The sequence below is a fragment of the Anaerolineales bacterium genome (genome assembly GCA_037382465.1).
GTDB lineage: Bacteria > Chloroflexota > Anaerolineae > Anaerolineales > E44-bin32 > WVZH01.
In genome coordinates, this window is record JARRPX010000076.1 from 1 (window position 1) to 15,270 (window position 15,270).

Below are 15,270 nucleotides of genomic sequence, written 5' to 3' on the forward strand. Positions count from 1 at the left end.
GCATTTTCTCGTCGCTGATTCCCTTACGCAAAGGCTTGAGCCTATCAATCAACGCTTGATTGTATATCTCTGATCGGTTCGAATCTCCAACAATGTTGGCTGCTTGTACGAGTTGGTAATACGCGAGACCGATTTCCTCCGCGGTGGTAAGGTTATCAAGCATGGGTGAAAGCTGTGTCTCCATTTCCGTAAAGTATTTTTCCGTCTCTTCATATTCCATCACTTCAGATGCAGCTTCGATCAAATTCCGATATACCCGCGCCAATGTGGGAGCCTCGTTAATTTCCCCGATCAGCGACTCAATCCGCGCTTTCATTGCCTCGTATTCCTGCTGCGCTGTATCTAGATCTCCCACCGTCACAGCGGAACGAACGACATACTCGAAAGCTCGGCTTACGTCCCAAGGATCGGAAGACTCGTCGATCGATGGCTGCACGAGATTCTGTACTTGTTGGTAATGTGCAACGGCAAGTTCATGGTCGCCTCTGATCTCGTATGCGAAGACTAAATAGCTATGAGCAAGCGCTTGATCGAGGCTGTTGGAAACGGTCTCCATTGCTTCCTTCAACCCTGAGATCGCAGTTGAAAAATCTTGATATATGAATCTCTGAATCTCATTAATTACTCCGTAATAGTCATCTGGCGACTGGGTTGGAGATAATTGATTAGAATCCACTGTACTCGTAACCCTTGGCTCTTGTAGCTCTCCAACAGTTTTTTGCACCATAATCCAACCCGCTCCGAAGGCTCCAATACACGCTCCGAATATGAATCCCAACATCCCGGGAATCAACAACCTGCGAAGCACTCGAGAACGCTTACTCGTTATCGACATAGCCATAGACAACCTCTGTGCCCTCTGGATCGATCGCCTCGAGACGTATACGGACATCATCAATCACGGTTGGTTCCAAGCCCATATTGATGATTTTTACATACACGTAGCCAGCGGAAGTTACGAAACTTTCCGGATCGGAGATCCGATTCTCTCCTTCGGATAGATATACTGCTTTCCCAAAGTCACCACCATCGATCGGTAGAAAAGATATTCTTAGCGAAGCTGATTCACTTGGATAGACTCCCAGCATGTACACGCTCAGAGACACGACTTCCTCTATCGTGTGATAGCCTTGAGGTCGAAACAAGAACACCTGTGCTTCACCAGACGAGAAGTGGAGAAAACCTGTTCCACTGAAATTTACTAAAATCGGTTCGGGGATTGGCGCCGGTGGCGTCGGAGTGAAGTAGACATAATCGGCAACCACCGGGATTGGTGTACGAGTTGCCACTTCGGTTGGGGAGGGTATTGGATAAAGAAAATTTCCGTCTAATTGAAGAATCATTTCTCGAGCGCTCGCTAGTAAAACAGGATTTTCGGTTGGTGATAAAGAAGCCTCGGCTAATTGAAGCCAATACAAACCCATCTCCTCATCCCCCTCATCCAATGCCAATTGGCCCAAGACATAAGCTCGTACTCCATACTGTCCCCAGGTCTGCCCGGCGCCAAATTCGATATCCTCCTGTGCCAACTCCGGTTGACCGAGTGCGTAATGAAGCAGCGCCCGAATGTAATAACGATTCCCACCATAATACGGCATTGCTTCGATCAATACATTCATCACATCCAACGCTTCTTCGTATCTCCCCTGAGCATAAAGGAAACGCGCGTAATCACGCACATAATCTTCAGTTGAGTCCCCTCTAGTGATGGCATTATTTATCGCAACTTCTTTATATGTCACCGCATTTTCGATATCCCCTAAACAGTAATAGGCATCTGCTATGCCACTGGGTATGGAACCGCTGCGTGTTTTATTGCGCCCTCTCGTGCTCCTTTCTTCCTCTAGGCGTAGAAAGTAGTCCAAGGATTCTTTACAATATCCAGCGGTTCGCAAAGCAATCCCGACAGAGCGCGTTTCCCAAGGATTGCTGTCGCCTAGTGCGTATGCCTGGAGACGATCCTCTAAATTCTGTTCAAGATAAGGCAGTTTATCCACATAAAATTCCTGCATGCCCGCTAAGGTCCCGGCGCTAATAGCCCGCATGTAGTAGTACTCGCCTTTCGGCGGCCCCAACTCAATTGCCCTGGTGAAATCGGTGTAAGCTCGTTGAGCCATTGCCAGCGTTTCGTCGTAGATACGTTGGGTCTCTGTAAGCCGGTCGTAGCAGACACCTCGTTGGAAATACGCTTCCGCGTATTCTGGGACCGTCGCTATTATTTCATCCCAAATCAAAACCGCTTCGGTATAGCGGCTTTCCTGCATGGCACGTAAGGCCAATTCGACATCATCGTTAACGATGGTAATCCGCTGGCTCACATCTAATTGCAGCATTTCAGCAAGCACGAGTGTACTCGTCGCCTCACTCAATGCAACTCGTTGCCCATGAAGTTTCTGTAAAAAACGCAGAGCGTTTATATTCTCGGGATCAAGCGCCAGAGCTCGTTTGAAACAAAACTCCTTTTCTGAAAAATCTTTTAAACTACACCCCAGCGCTAACCAACCATCTACAAATTTAGGATCCTGTTTCACGGCCTCTATGAATAGCTTACGTGCCTTTTCCCAGTCTCCCCTCTTTGCTGCGGCTATTCCCTCTAAGTAATTTTCATCATTCATAAGCCGCTCCCCACCCAATAAAGAATTTCTGTTATCTATCCAGAAAAGTCAGGTGCACCTATAGAATATAGCTGACGAACAGAATTATTACAATCTGAGTTAACCGGTATTTTGTGCCCCCACCACACGCACTTCTTTATCTTCTTTCGTGAATCCAAAATCATCTCACTCCTTTATCTTTGCAGCATATATTCCACCCGAAAATATAGAATGCTTCATGACCGTTATTCGGTTGGATATCCCTTCCTGTAGAATCATATATTTCAGGAGTGATTCTTCCACATAAATAGCAGTTTCGCATCCCACTCCTCTCGGCTAGAATATCAGCGCACAGCACCCCGACGCGTATCGAGGCATGAACGTACCTGAACGAGCTGTCAGGAGGCATTATGTTCCAGCGGCATCGAGAAAAGCTTCTCCTGGTTTTCGAGATCTTGGTGATTGCAGCCTGGGCAGTATGGATCGGCAGAGATTATCTTGACTTCAACCCTCAAGTGGTCCCGGCCGGACGCGAGTTCATTTCCAGCATTCAAACTCACAACCTATGGGCGCAGGTCGGAGAGTGTGGCTGGTGTGCGTTCTGGAACGGCTCCACACGCGGAGGCAACCCTGCCTTAGTGGATCTCCATGGGAGTATGCTGCATCCGATCGTCATGCTGACAACGACGATCTGGGGCGTAATCAACGGCTCCAAGGCGGCAATCGTGCTCGCTTTCTTCTTCGGGGGCGTAGCTCAGTGGTGGCTGGCGAGGGAAATGAAAGTAGGATGGCTGCCTCGCATGTGGAGCGCGTTGGTGGCCGTCGCGGGTGGGCAACTCGCCGGAAAAATGGAACTCGGCGTGTTCGGTGTGTTATTGTCGATGTCCATGTGCAGCCTTGTATTTCCCGCGGTATTAGCCGTGAGGCGGGACGGCAGCAGGAAGTCAATCGTCTTGCTGGCTTTAGCCGTAGCATCCGCGTTGCTATCCGGCCAAGGTTACATTCAAATCGGCATGGCTGCATCCATGCTGGCTTTGCCCATATTGTTTTTGGATACGGGCCAGGGCATACGCCGGCAGTTACGACCCTATTTGATGGCCGCCGGTTGTGCGCTGCTTCTGGCAGCAGTGTTTCTGGTCCCGCTCTTTCATTTCCTGCCCAACTTCGTGAAGGACGCCGATCCCAATTTTACGACCGCTCAGCCGCTGCAATACTTGCCGCTCAATCTGGTCATCGACGAGCATGAATTCTACTTAAATAGCAGCCTTCAGAAATATCCTTATGCGTATCTCTATACTCTTTTCATCGGCTGGACGGCGGTGATATTGGCAGTCGTAGGGCTCGCCTGGACAAAGAGAGAAGATCGTTCGCGCAACGGCTACCTGGCAGCGGTGATCCTGATCGAATTCCTGATCGGCAGCGCCGTTCTCTTGAAATGGGGAGTTAAATTGTTCCCCGCGCTGGGAGGAATCCGACATCCCGCCCTGATCACAGGGTTGGTCGTTCCTCCCATTCTGGCGCTTGCCGCTTACGGCCTCGATCGTCTCCTCAAGCACCCCTGGCCTTCTCTCAGCCTGACCTACGGTGCCGGACCACAAACCAACAGCCGGTCCCTCTCGATCAAATGGCTTCTCTTGATCCCCTTGATCCTGAATCTGAAGAAGTGCAATGAATTCTCCCAGTATTGGATCTACACCACCGAAATTGGGGATCATGTCTACGATCTGCTTGAGGAACTTCGGACACCTACTTTGCAGTGGGTCGAGCCGCCCTTCGGCGAACACCATTACATCGAGGCGGCTATATCCATGGGACTCAAACTCAGCCCGGGCATTCGACCCTGGAATTGGAAGGACCGTCCTTTTCCGCTGGCCAAATTGGAGGCCAGCCGACCAGGACCACCACCGGATCCGGCAACACTGGTCGGGGAGGCGGATGGGATTCCAATCTACGAACGGGAATACGTGAATTATGCTGCGGTGACGAGTCCCGAGGGCGATCAAGTTTGTGAAGCCGTAGGCTCAGGCGGTTTCATCCAAGTAACCTGTAATAACCCGGCTCCCGGCGAATTGGTGGTTCAGGAAAACACCTGGTCGGGGTGGCGGGCGTGGCGGGATGGGGAACGCGTGGAGCTGATCGGCGATGAATGGCTTCAGGTCGAAGCGCCAGCCGGCAGGCACCTCTACGAATTCCGCTACCTCCCCTGGGACGCTCCATTGGGATTATTGCTGACTCTGATTGGCCTGGGGCTGTGTGGCTGGATGTGGTTTCGCGATTCGGATAGAACGAATCAAAGGGAGACGCATAGAGACGATCAAGAATGAGTCTTCTCTACGCCTGACCGTGTCTCATAATGGCAATCAACGACCGCTGCAGATCCCTGCATCAGGTGAGCAAACTGCGGGCGCGGCGCGTTAAGCCAGGATCTTCTTCTCCATCAGCGTCACTTCAAATCGCTTCTTGAATATCTCTTGTCCGATGGTCACCCAATTCAACGTTCTATAAAAGACTTCCATGTCGGGCGTAAATAAATACAGCTTTTTTATCCCCAGCTTCACCGCTTCGGTTTCGATGCGCCGCATCAAAGCCGTACCTGCACCCTGGCGCTGGTAATCGGAGCGTACGACGACGGAAGCGACCCACGGCGATAAATCCGGACGACTGTCCAGGTCGTGTTCGACGAGCGACACAGATCCGATGGGGATTTTCTGATCGAGCGCGACCAGTGTGAGGGGAATGGATGTTTTTCCGCTTCGCTTGCCAAGCTCGCGCGCGCGACTCTCGGGCGTCATGTCGGGTTTGAAGCGCCCGAAAAACGCACAATGTATCGAAGCAAGTTCAAGCATCACATCGGTATGATCGGCAAGATAATCGATACGCATGCTGTCGGACCTCATTCTGCGGGGATATAGCCCATCGACCCGAAGGCATCTTCTTTGACCGGGTAAACGTCTTCCAACTTGAATTTTCGACTGCCGAGTCCGAGCGTCTCGCCGTACTCCACGACCTTGTAGGGATCTTTGAGCGGCCCGTGGAGCCATTGGAGAGGATGCCCCTCTCGAGTGTGGACTTCCATGCTGGTGGGGATGTTCTCCTCGATCAACTGCGACTCGCCGATCTTGTCCAACACGGCCTGGTCCAGGGCGACGATGTCATCCGAACCGAAGATACCCGCATCGGGCAAGACCGGCATGCCGGTAAACCCGAAGCAGTCACACACGGGGGTCATGTGGGTGGCCAGCACCAGATGGACGTGTTTGCCCGGTTCGAACGTGGAAAGCGTGAGGTCCACGCTGTTGGCACAGGCTTCTTGAAAGACGTGGAAATTGACGGGGTCGATCTTCCAGCTTCCCGGCGGCGCCACTTCCAGGCAGCGGCCGCACTGGTTGCAAGGTTCGATGTGAAGGTGCAGGTCTCCCGGGCTTTCTTTGTCTTCGGAAATGGCTTTGTGCGGGCAGGAGGCGATGATTTTCTCGTAGTCACCCTGGCCGGCATTTTCCGGGAACCAGTAGGGATCGTAATGGCAAGTGTCGTGCATGGCGGAGCGGGTGGAGCCGACCATACATCCCAGGGCGATGTTTTTGAAAACACCGCCATAGCCGCACGTAGGGTGCCCCTTGGCGTGGGCGAAATTGACCAAAAAACTGGCGTCCTGAACCATACCGGCGACCTTCCACTCGCTGATATTCTTGAATTTTCTCTCGTGCGCGTAATAATACTCCCCGTTGGGACCGCCCACGGGAAATACCGGGCATCCCAGGACCTCGGGCGTGTAGCCGCGTTCCGCCGCGCTGGCCGTGTCCCAGGCGATGTCGCAAACGAATGGTTTCCCGCCGCCGTCTTTGACGGCTTCAACAATCTTGCGCACGAACACCGGATGGATGACGGAATAACCGACGTTGTTGCCGAGATGCAGCTTGATGGCGACGGTCTCATCCTTCACCCTTTCACGAATCTTCAACTTTTCGATGATGAGATCGAGTTTGGCGGGCAGGCTTTCCTCCGCTTTGAGCTGCGCCTGCCGCGGGGATCCGTAATACACCGTACTGGTCATCGCTTTATCCTTTCGAGAATAACAATCCAAATTTCATTACATTATAGGTTCGTTAATCTGCGTTGCGAGTAGACACGCTATTTTAGGACAATCACATGAGCGCACATGCCTGGAACCTGGACGACAACGATATCTACGTTATGTACGCACTTGACGTAAAAATGCCTGCACCGCTTCCATGTACGAGGAAAACTGCTCTCGACGGATGTTGTGACCTGCTCCCGGGATGTGAACCTGTTTGATGTGCGGTATGGATTTTTCCAGCTCCGTCGCATCTTCATCCGTCAGGATGGCTCCCCGTTCCGGGTCCGCTGTGATCAGGAGCACCGGACAGGTGATACGGGTTAGAAGCGTTGATGCATCCTTTGGGTCAGAATCCAGTGCATCAATGATATGGGTGATTTTCAGGCTGAAACGATGCTTCGAATCCGCCCAGGGACCCAACTCCGCCTCCGACCAGGATGGATTCTCCGAGCGGGCTATTTCCAGCAGTTCATCCCGGGTTTTGCGTTTCAAATCACACATCCACATACGCATCCCGGCTCGAGTTTCAACTTCATCGGGCGAGAGCGAGTGTTCGCGCCAATATGGAGGAGAATCTTCAACAACGACCGCCAGCGGCAAATCCGGGGCGAGGCTGGCCAATGTTAATACAACCATTCCACCTAATGAATGGCCGATTAAAATCGGTTTTTCAAACCCCAAACGAATTATGAATTCCGATAACTCCGCAGCCATGGTCATCCGATCGTAACCTTCTTCCGGGGCGTCTGATTTCCCGTGCCCGCGCAAATCGACCATGACCACGTCATACTCGTCAGACAACACCTCGGCAGCGGGCGACCAACACAATCCATCATCGGTTATGCCATGAACCAGCACCATGGGTGGTTTTGAAGCACCGCTGCGGTAATAATGAAGCCTCGTTCCGTGGATGTCGATATTCCCTGTCGTCCATTGATGCATCGATTCACCTGTAACAGAGATGCAGAAATGATATCGCAGCGTGGAAATTCTGCTCTCTACCATGCTGAAGTTCAGAAACCATCACTTAATTATGCCTTAGGATTCAGCCTATGTGGGGGTAGCGAAACACTCGCTGCTCCCACATAGAGGAGAAGAAGATGACCGATTCAAGCTGCCAGAACCAGCAAATTTTAATGAATGGGTTATTGCCCTTTCCCATGCAATTGCATCAGCAAGCCATCGACCATCTCATCAGCGGGCATGGTTAAAGCCCTCTGTTGGAATCTGAGAACACTCACAAGCGGCATATCACCAAGCATGGCCATCAAATCCATACTGGCGTCCTCGTCATCGCCCGTGCCGAAGAGTTCTCGACTCCGGGCCTGGATCTGCTCGTAAATCGGCATCAAGACCACGCTGCTGCGCGGATCGGCCAGCCACTCGCGAATCGTAGATTCTCGATCGATCAAGCACGGCAGCTCGAGGGTCGATTCCAGAGTCACGGTCAAAGAGCAGCGGATATCCGCAGCCGAGGCGCCGATGAGAATATCGAAATCCCCGTCCTCGGTTATCCACTGCCTGTATCTCGGGTGGTAGTAGGCAAACGAACGGAAATCCAGATCGATCGAAATGGATTTTGTTTCGCCGGGTTCAAGCGCGACCTTCGCAAAACCTTTCAATTCCTTTTCCGGACGCATCAACTCAGATTCGTGATCGCGCACATAAACCTGAACGATTTCCTTCCCGGCCATACCGCCCGTGTTCGTGACGTCCACAGACACCGTCAGGCCGTCAACGTCTTTGATGGACGAAGCGGAGACCCGGGGATTGTCATACGCAAAACTCGTGTAACTCAATCCGTGGCCGAAGGGGAAGAGCACCGGCATCTCTTTCGCATCATAGTAACGATAGCCGATGAAAATCCCCTCGCCGTATCGGACTTCACCGGCGCCGCCCGGCCAATTGATGTAAGCCGGCACATCGACCGCTTTGACGGGGAAGGTTTCCGCCAGCTTGCCGCTGGGGTTCAGCTTGCCAAACAGCACGTCGGCAACAGCGCCGGCTCCGGCCTGGCCCATCATCCACGCCTCGAGCACGGCGGGTACATCGTCGATCCATTCGCTCATGGCCACCGGTGCACCGTTGTTCAATATGACGACAGTGTTGGGCTGCGCCTCCGCGACCGCTTTGATCAACGCCAACTGTGGGGCAGACAGATCGAGTCCCGTTCGATCGTAACCCTCGGACTCCTTGTTGAGAGGTGGTGCAATAAAGAGCAATGCCACGTCTGCGGATTGGGCCAACTCTACAGCTTGATCAACCAAAATTTTGCGGAAGTCTTCATCGGCGGCGTAGCCTTCAGCATAACTCAACTCCGCTTCACCGGCTTGTTCCTGTAGTTCCTTGAACGGAATGTCCACCTGCGTGGGGTTGATGTGCGAGCTGCCGCCTCCCTGGAAGTACGGCGCCTCGGCCGATCGTCCGATTACGGCGATATGCTGCCGCCCTTTCAACGGCAGGATGCCCTCGTTCTTAAGCAAGACGATGCCATCGCCGGCAATTTTGCGTGCCAGGGCATGGTGCACTTCCGCATCGAATTTGCCCCTTTTGGGTGTTTTCTGCGCCTTGAAAACGACCTTGAGGATGCGCTCCACCGACTCGTCCAGCGTGTCTTCGTCCAAATCGCCCGAACGGACGGCCTCAACGACGGCTTGAACGCGGCTGTCTTGTGGACCAGGCATTTCCAGATCAAGGCCACCACGGAGTGCGACGACGCGATCGTGAACGGCGCCCCAATCGGAAACAACCAATCCTTCAAACCCCCATTCATTTTTAAGGATGTCTACCAACAATCTGTGGTTTTCAGAACAGTAGGTGCCGTTGAGTTTGTTATAAGCGCACATCACCGTCCAAGGCCGGGCTTTCTTTACGACGGTCTCGAACGCCGGCAAATAAATCTCGTACAACGTGCGATCATCGATTTCAGCGCTGATACTCAATCGCTGGAACTCCTGATTGTTCGCAGTAAAATGTTTGACCGAGGTGCCCACACCTTTCCCCTGTATCCCAGCGACCAGGCCGGCCGCCAATTCTCCGGCAAGGAAAGGATCTTCGGAGAGATATTCAAAGTTCCGACCACACAGCGGGGAACGTTTCATGTTCACACCGGGACCGAGAATGACATCAACGTTCAAGGCGATACACTCTTCAGCCATGGCCTCGCCCATCTTGCGGAGTAGATCGATATCCCAGGTTGAAGCCAGGCAGGAGGCCGTGGGGAAGCAGGTGGCCGGCAGGCTCGACAATATCAGCGATTTACCATCGGGCACCCTGCGTACGCCGTGCGGGCCATCTGACATGGTTATTGCAGGAAGGCCCAGCCGTTCGATTTGCACGGTCGTCCACGTGCTGGCTCCAGTGCAGATTGCGGCCTTTTCTTCGAGGGTCATTTGTTTGATAACGGTTTGCGCTTGTGACATGGCTCTCCTATCCTTTGAGATTTGCGAATTCCGAAGAAGACTGCCGGTCGATTCAATGTAGACGGAGCATACTGATGCCGCTGCCGGCGGCCGTTTTTTGGAACCCGGCATTTTAACCCGGATGCAGGCAGACGGTTATCCTCTCAACGTTCCCGTCACGTCTGAAGATTTGCTGACTCGTCTCAACATCCAGGCGGCGTCCGCTGGCCTGACGCAAACGGCCATCTGAATAGGCGATTTCAACATCATTGGCGTCGGAATGGATACACACGACGGGCACCTGGCAGAACGTATACGCCAGCGACCGGGGCGGCAGATCGATCGAGCGCGCATTGCCGCGTGCGTCGACGTATGCGAAGGCGGTCTCTTGCGGCGCGAATTCTTCACTGCGCAGCATCAGCGGATCGAAAACGAGCCTGCCTTCCCGGACGAAAACGCCCAATTCCGCCCAACGCGCCAGCAATTCCTCCTTGACCTGTCCGGTCATACCCGGCTGCTTCGCCCCCTGGCCGGCCGGTGTGTGAGAATACGGATCGGTCGGGAAGGCGCCGTAGACCTGCGGCGGTTTGTTGAAGCCAATTCCGCTGCGAACATCAGCGTAGATGTCGACCAGGGCCTGGACGATGGGACCCGGCTCGCCCTGCGCACGTGCCCGAAGCAGCGATTCCTGAACGGCGAGCAGCAGCTTGGAAACCATGTGCCAGTAGATGCTGCCCAGCCCTTCGTAGGCGAAGAACGTCCCCGAACGGCCGGTAAAGGAGGCGTGATCGAACACGGCCTCGAACAGCTCCCGGATCGCGTCGTATTCCGCATCGACGAAACCGGCGTATTCCTCTTTCTGCCTCAGGCCGGCCAGGGCGCGCTCGACGTCCTTCACGTTCCTGAAGTCTCCCGGAAAATGGCACATTCCATTCTCGTCCTTCACGATCAGCGTGCGATCTCCCTCCTCGATCAGCCGGCTGAGCAGGACGGATTCTTTCACCCGCTCGGGGGGCAGGCGGTTCTTGGAAAAGAAGCCGGGCAGGTCTCGATCCGGGTAGAGAATGTAGCTGTGCTGGTCGGCGCGATACAACTTGCTTTCGCGCAAGGTTTGCAGCAAGGCGAGCGACTCTTCGCCAGACAACAGGCCCGAGGACAGGATCGCCACCTGCCCTTCCAGCATCTCGTACAGATGGCCGACCGATGCACTGCCGCCGCCGATATGCAGCACGTTATAGGCATGATACAGACCGTCCTCGCGCCGGTTTGCCCGCAGCGTGTGCTCGATGTAGCGTTGGGCCAACGCCAGGAAACCCGACAAGTCTTCCAAATCCAGGCGCTCAAAATCTCCAGCGAAGCTTCCCCGATAAACACGCTGCCTGTAGTCGCTTCCGGCTTCTCCGAGGGCGTCCATCACCGCCCGGCGCCAGCGATCGTCGAAGCCGGCGTCAAGCGCCTCCTCGTGCTCTTGCAGAATCCCCAAAATCCTGTCAAAGGCCTGCTTCGTTTCGCGGGTCACGTCGACGGCGGCTGCCTCGAACGACCTCATCAGTTCCCGGAGGAATTCCACGAAGCGCCGCAGGTAGCACAGGGTGACGACGGACATGCCTTTGCCCACCAGCGCATTGTTGGCGTCGTTCCACTCCGGGCGCTGCGTGTTCATCCAGATGCCGCCCTCCGGCACGAAGTTGGCCAGCTTGGCCAGCAGCAGGATGATCAGCTTCTCCGCCAGACTGACGTGGAAGACGCGCCCGTCGGCGTCCAGAACCAGCCTTCCGTCTGTGCCCATTTCATCAACGACTGCGGCGATCCGCTCGTCCAGCTCACGGTCGAAAACGATGGTGTCGTACCAGTCGTCCAGGATGGCGCGGTACGGTTTGATCCGGTACGGGACGTTGGCGTGGCTGAAGATCCTGCGCTTCAACAGGGCGTGAAGCCTGCCCGGGTGAAATTTATCTGAGATCTCCAGAAGACGCTGCAAGTAGACGATCTGGTGATCCCCCCAGAAGCCGATGTTGGCCCAGGCCCTTCCCGGGCTCGGTTTTTCCCACTCGATGCCGGAACGGGTCACTCGATAGGGATTGTATCCGTCGGCGGTCGTGGCACAGACGAAACTGGAGATCATGCTCTCCACAAATTCGGGATAGCTGTAAGCCAGCGCTTCCCAGTTCTGAAAGATGTCGCGCCAATTCCCCTCGTAGTCCAGCGCTCGAGTTCCATCCGGCCGCTTGACGTTGATCGAAAACTGATTCCACGGGCGGCTCGGGTCGCCGTGTCTGCGGCTGAAAGTGAGCGGCAGGTATTGATAGCACAGGCGCTGCAAATCGGCCCGTCCACTGTTGGCAGCGGATGCCAGCAGGGTGTTGATGCCGAATTCTTCCGGCAGACCCGCGAAGAAAGCCGTGGAATTCCCCAACACGGGCCGGTTGCGCACCGCGAAGAAGTCCCGCAGATCTTCTTTGTCGATCGTGTAATTGTCGGCGAAGACGCCACCGCGCATGATGTTGAAGAGCGTGTTGGAAAAGTGGTGCACCACGCTCAAGCGGTCCCCCGACGCCTGTAAACCGTCCGCGCCGGCGACGATGGAGACGAGATCTTCGGTGCCGCTCTCGATGTCCTCTTCGAGCTGTCTGCACAAAGCCGCCTCGTTGCTGCGGAGCATGTTCTCGAGCGAGACGATGCAGCCATGATCCTGGTTGACCTCGGCTACGAAGTGCCACGATCGTTCCCCGGCGGGCGCCAGGTCGAAAGCCGCATGGACCAGATAAGCCCCCGGACGGCCGCGCACGTCGGTTTCCCCAACGACTTCCCCGCCGCACTCGAAGGCCGCCAATTGACGCGAGCATAGAAGATAGCGGGCATCGTCCAGCCCGACCTGCCAAACGGTCGTCGCCCGCAGCGATTCGCTCGGTTCCGCCAGGTCCGTCAGACTCGAGCTGAGGGCGAAAATGCCAAGCCCGGTCTCCGCATCGACCTCGTTCCGCTTGTAGGCGTTGAGCAGATTGCTGAACAACCGCTGCACCTGCACGTTCGCGCCGTAGGGCAGGATGTTCTGCAGACCGTCGATCAGCGTCACGAAGCACCCGCTGCCCGATACGTCTTTCAGCCAGGCCGTCTTGACGAAGCCGAATCGATCGCTGGTTCTCCAGGCGTAGCGGTAGGTCAGACCCAGGTCCTGATTGGTTTCCTCGAAAACCAGCTTGTCTCCGTAGACGTTCTTGTATAAATCCCTTTCAACTCGATACACACCGGCGTATCGCTCCGAGAACGGCTCCCAGAGATACGTCCGCCCGTCTTTCCTGGCCAGCAGCACCGCTTTGTGTCCCGTGTGGGAACTGCTCGCTGCGACTTTGTCATCCGTGTCGTATGGGAACAGTGCCGAATCGGCGCTGCGCCGGCCGGCGGTCAGGCCGCCGGTGCTTGAAACGAACAGCCAATGATCCGCGCTGCTGACCAGGCTCATGAAGAACGGTTCCATGCGGTCGTAATTCTGGATGCGATAATACTGCTCGCCGAGGAAGGAGAGCAACCCACCGGAAACGCGGGCGCTTCCGGTGCGATACACCTGCTCCCCGATGTAGATCCTGTCTTCAGGCGTACTCACGTTTTTATTTTCTCCTCACAGAACAGAAATCGGCCCGCGGGACCCGTGCGCAGCGCCGATCGATCACCTTCATTATACGATGACAACAGTTCCCAGCCTGTACAGAGATAAGCTCGAGGTTGAGGCTGCGGTTTGCAGCACGATCCGTTCCCATTCTATTTTGCGTGCCCCGAGTTGACAAATCATCCCGTCCTGTCGAATAATGAATGCAGTCCGTTTCCCCACAACATCACAGAGAGGATTAGCGAACATGAAGATCGCCGAGATCGAACTCTACCACGTGTCCGTTCCATTGAAAGAGACCTTCTGGCCGACGTGGATCCCGGGCTATCCGCAAACCCACAACCGCTTCACGCTCGTCAAACTCACCACGGACGATGGTATCGAGGGGTATTCGGCGGGCACCGCCCTGGGCGTGGAGCGCGAAGGATTGGGCGACCTGTTGGGCGGGTACCTGCTCGGCACGGATCCCACGGACATCGACCGCGTGCAGAGCCTGCTCAAACAGGCGGGGTTTCTCGGCTGGCGCAATTTCTGGATCGAACCCGCCTGCTGGGACATCATGGGCAAGGCCCAGGGAAAAGCCGTCTACGAACTGCTGGGCGGGACGGCGCGGCCGATCCCGGTGTACTGCTCCACGGGGGAAATGCACGAGCCCGAGCGGCGCGTCGACGAACTGCTGGCCATGAAACAGCGCGGTTTCAAGACGGCCAAGCTGCGCGTGAAGAACCACGAATTGAAGGACGACATCCGCCACATCGAGGTCGTGCGCAAAGGCGTGGGGGACGATTTCGAACTGGGGGTGGACGCCAATCAGGGATGGCTCGTTTCCATCGTGGATCGTGTGCCCGCCTGGGACTTCGACCGGGCCGCGGAGTTCGCCCGCGCCTGCCAGGCCAACGGAATCAAGTGGCTCGAAGAGCCGCTCGATTCGCGCGACTACGACGGCAACGCGGCGCTCAAAAAGGCCTCGTCGGTGATGATCGCCGGCGCAGAATTGAACTACGGCTGGGACGAGATGAAGATCATGTTCGAGAAAGACTGCTTCGACATCTACCAGCCGGACGCCACGTTCGCCGGCGGCATCGCCCAGGTGATGAAGGTGATCGAAGCCTGCCACAACAAAAAACGCCTGTTTTCCCCTCACACCTGGACCAACGGGGTCGGTTTCTACGTCAATTGGAACCTCGTCCTCGCCGACGGCGAGAACCGCCTCCCGCTGGAATATCCCCTCGAGCCGCCCTCCTGGATCCCGCAGTACCGCGAGGGGATCATCGCGCCGATCCTGCCTGATGAGAACGCCATGCTGCAGCCCATTACCCGTCCCGGCCTGGGCTTCGAGATCGACAAGAAGCTCCTGCGCAAGTATGGCAAGCGCTTCTTCCGCCTGACGGAAACCGGATTGAAGATCAAGGTCATTCGCGAGAAGGGACTCAGGACCGCACTGGCGCTCAAGAAACGGAAGGAGGCGTGATCACTCCTCCCGCACCTTGCCCCCCAGGCCCATGCGGATCGCATGCGCGGAGGCGGCGGCGCGGGAATTGACGTCGAGTTTGGCGAAGATCGACTTGACGTGCCGCTTGACCGTGTTCG

9 protein-coding genes are annotated in these 15,270 nt (G+C 55.4%); 2 read left to right on the top strand and 7 right to left on the bottom strand.

Going from position 1 to position 15,270, the window contains the following annotated elements; genetic code table 11:
* Both P8Z34_15035 and P8Z34_15040 read right to left on the bottom strand, forming a co-directional pair.
* Window positions 1-727 (bottom strand): hypothetical protein (locus tag P8Z34_15035; GenBank protein ID MEJ2551987.1); only part of this gene is annotated, 727 nt, incomplete at its 3' end.
* A 91-nt stretch (window positions 728-818) separates the two neighbouring features.
* The gene (locus tag P8Z34_15040; protein ID MEJ2551988.1) at window positions 819-2,615 is read right to left on the bottom strand and encodes a tetratricopeptide repeat protein; all 1,797 of its coding nucleotides are present in this window, start codon (window positions 2,613-2,615) and stop codon (window positions 819-821) included.
* 389 nt (window positions 2,616-3,004) lie between these two features.
* Between P8Z34_15040 and P8Z34_15045 the strand changes: the two genes are divergently transcribed.
* The gene (locus P8Z34_15045) at window positions 3,005-4,918 is read left to right on the top strand and encodes a hypothetical protein (GenBank protein ID MEJ2551989.1); all 1,914 of its coding nucleotides are present in this window, start codon (window positions 3,005-3,007) and stop codon (window positions 4,916-4,918) included.
* Between the two features lie 90 nt (window positions 4,919-5,008).
* Here the strand turns inward: P8Z34_15045 and P8Z34_15050 are convergent, their stop codons facing one another.
* The 5 genes from P8Z34_15050 to P8Z34_15070 all read right to left on the bottom strand — a co-directional run bounded on the left by P8Z34_15050 (window position 5,009) and on the right by P8Z34_15070 (window position 13,677).
* On the bottom strand, window positions 5,009-5,476 hold the full coding sequence (locus P8Z34_15050; protein MEJ2551990.1) for a GNAT family N-acetyltransferase: 468 nt from the start codon (window positions 5,474-5,476) through the stop codon (window positions 5,009-5,011).
* Between the two features lie 11 nt (window positions 5,477-5,487).
* A complete protein-coding gene (locus P8Z34_15055; GenBank protein MEJ2551991.1) occupies window positions 5,488-6,648 on the bottom strand; it encodes a DUF362 domain-containing protein in 1,161 nt (386 codons plus the stop codon).
* Window positions 6,649-6,786: 138 nt separating this feature from the next.
* On the bottom strand, window positions 6,787-7,614 hold the full coding sequence (locus P8Z34_15060) for an alpha/beta hydrolase (protein ID MEJ2551992.1): 828 nt from the start codon (window positions 7,612-7,614) through the stop codon (window positions 6,787-6,789).
* A 203-nt stretch (window positions 7,615-7,817) separates the two neighbouring features.
* Window positions 7,818-10,094 carry a glycoside hydrolase family 3 C-terminal domain-containing protein gene (locus tag P8Z34_15065; protein ID MEJ2551993.1) on the bottom strand — a complete coding sequence of 759 codons (2,277 nt, stop codon included), beginning with the start codon at window positions 10,092-10,094 and terminating at the stop codon, window positions 7,818-7,820.
* Window positions 10,095-10,206: 112 nt separating this feature from the next.
* Entirely contained in the window at window positions 10,207-13,677 is a 3,471-nt protein-coding gene (locus tag P8Z34_15070; GenBank protein ID MEJ2551994.1) for a hypothetical protein, read from the bottom strand.
* Window positions 13,678-13,927: 250 nt separating this feature from the next.
* Here P8Z34_15070 and P8Z34_15075 point away from each other — a divergent pair, with 250 nt between their 5' ends.
* Window positions 13,928-15,151 (top strand): mandelate racemase/muconate lactonizing enzyme family protein, encoded by a 1,224-nt coding sequence (locus tag P8Z34_15075; GenBank protein ID MEJ2551995.1) that lies wholly within the window; start codon window positions 13,928-13,930, stop codon window positions 15,149-15,151.
* Window positions 15,152-15,270 lie beyond the last annotated feature (119 nt).

Excerpts from the sequence above, each read along its gene's own strand:
- P8Z34_15065 (MEJ2551993.1), bottom strand. The coding sequence starts at position 10,094 with ATGTCACAAGCGCAAACCGTTATCAAACAAATGACCCTCGAAGAAAAG.
- P8Z34_15075 (MEJ2551995.1), top strand. The coding sequence starts at position 13,928 with ATGAAGATCGCCGAGATCGAACTCTACCACGTGTCCGTTCCATTGAAA.
- P8Z34_15040 (MEJ2551988.1), bottom strand. The coding sequence starts at position 2,615 with ATGAATGATGAAAATTACTTAGAGGGAATAGCCGCAGCAAAGAGGGGA.
- P8Z34_15050 (MEJ2551990.1), bottom strand. The coding sequence starts at position 5,476 with ATGCGTATCGATTATCTTGCCGATCATACCGATGTGATGCTTGAACTT.
- P8Z34_15055 (MEJ2551991.1), bottom strand. The coding sequence starts at position 6,648 with ATGACCAGTACGGTGTATTACGGATCCCCGCGGCAGGCGCAGCTCAAA.
- P8Z34_15060 (MEJ2551992.1), bottom strand. The coding sequence starts at position 7,614 with ATGCATCAATGGACGACAGGGAATATCGACATCCACGGAACGAGGCTT.
- P8Z34_15045 (MEJ2551989.1), top strand. The coding sequence starts at position 3,005 with ATGTTCCAGCGGCATCGAGAAAAGCTTCTCCTGGTTTTCGAGATCTTG.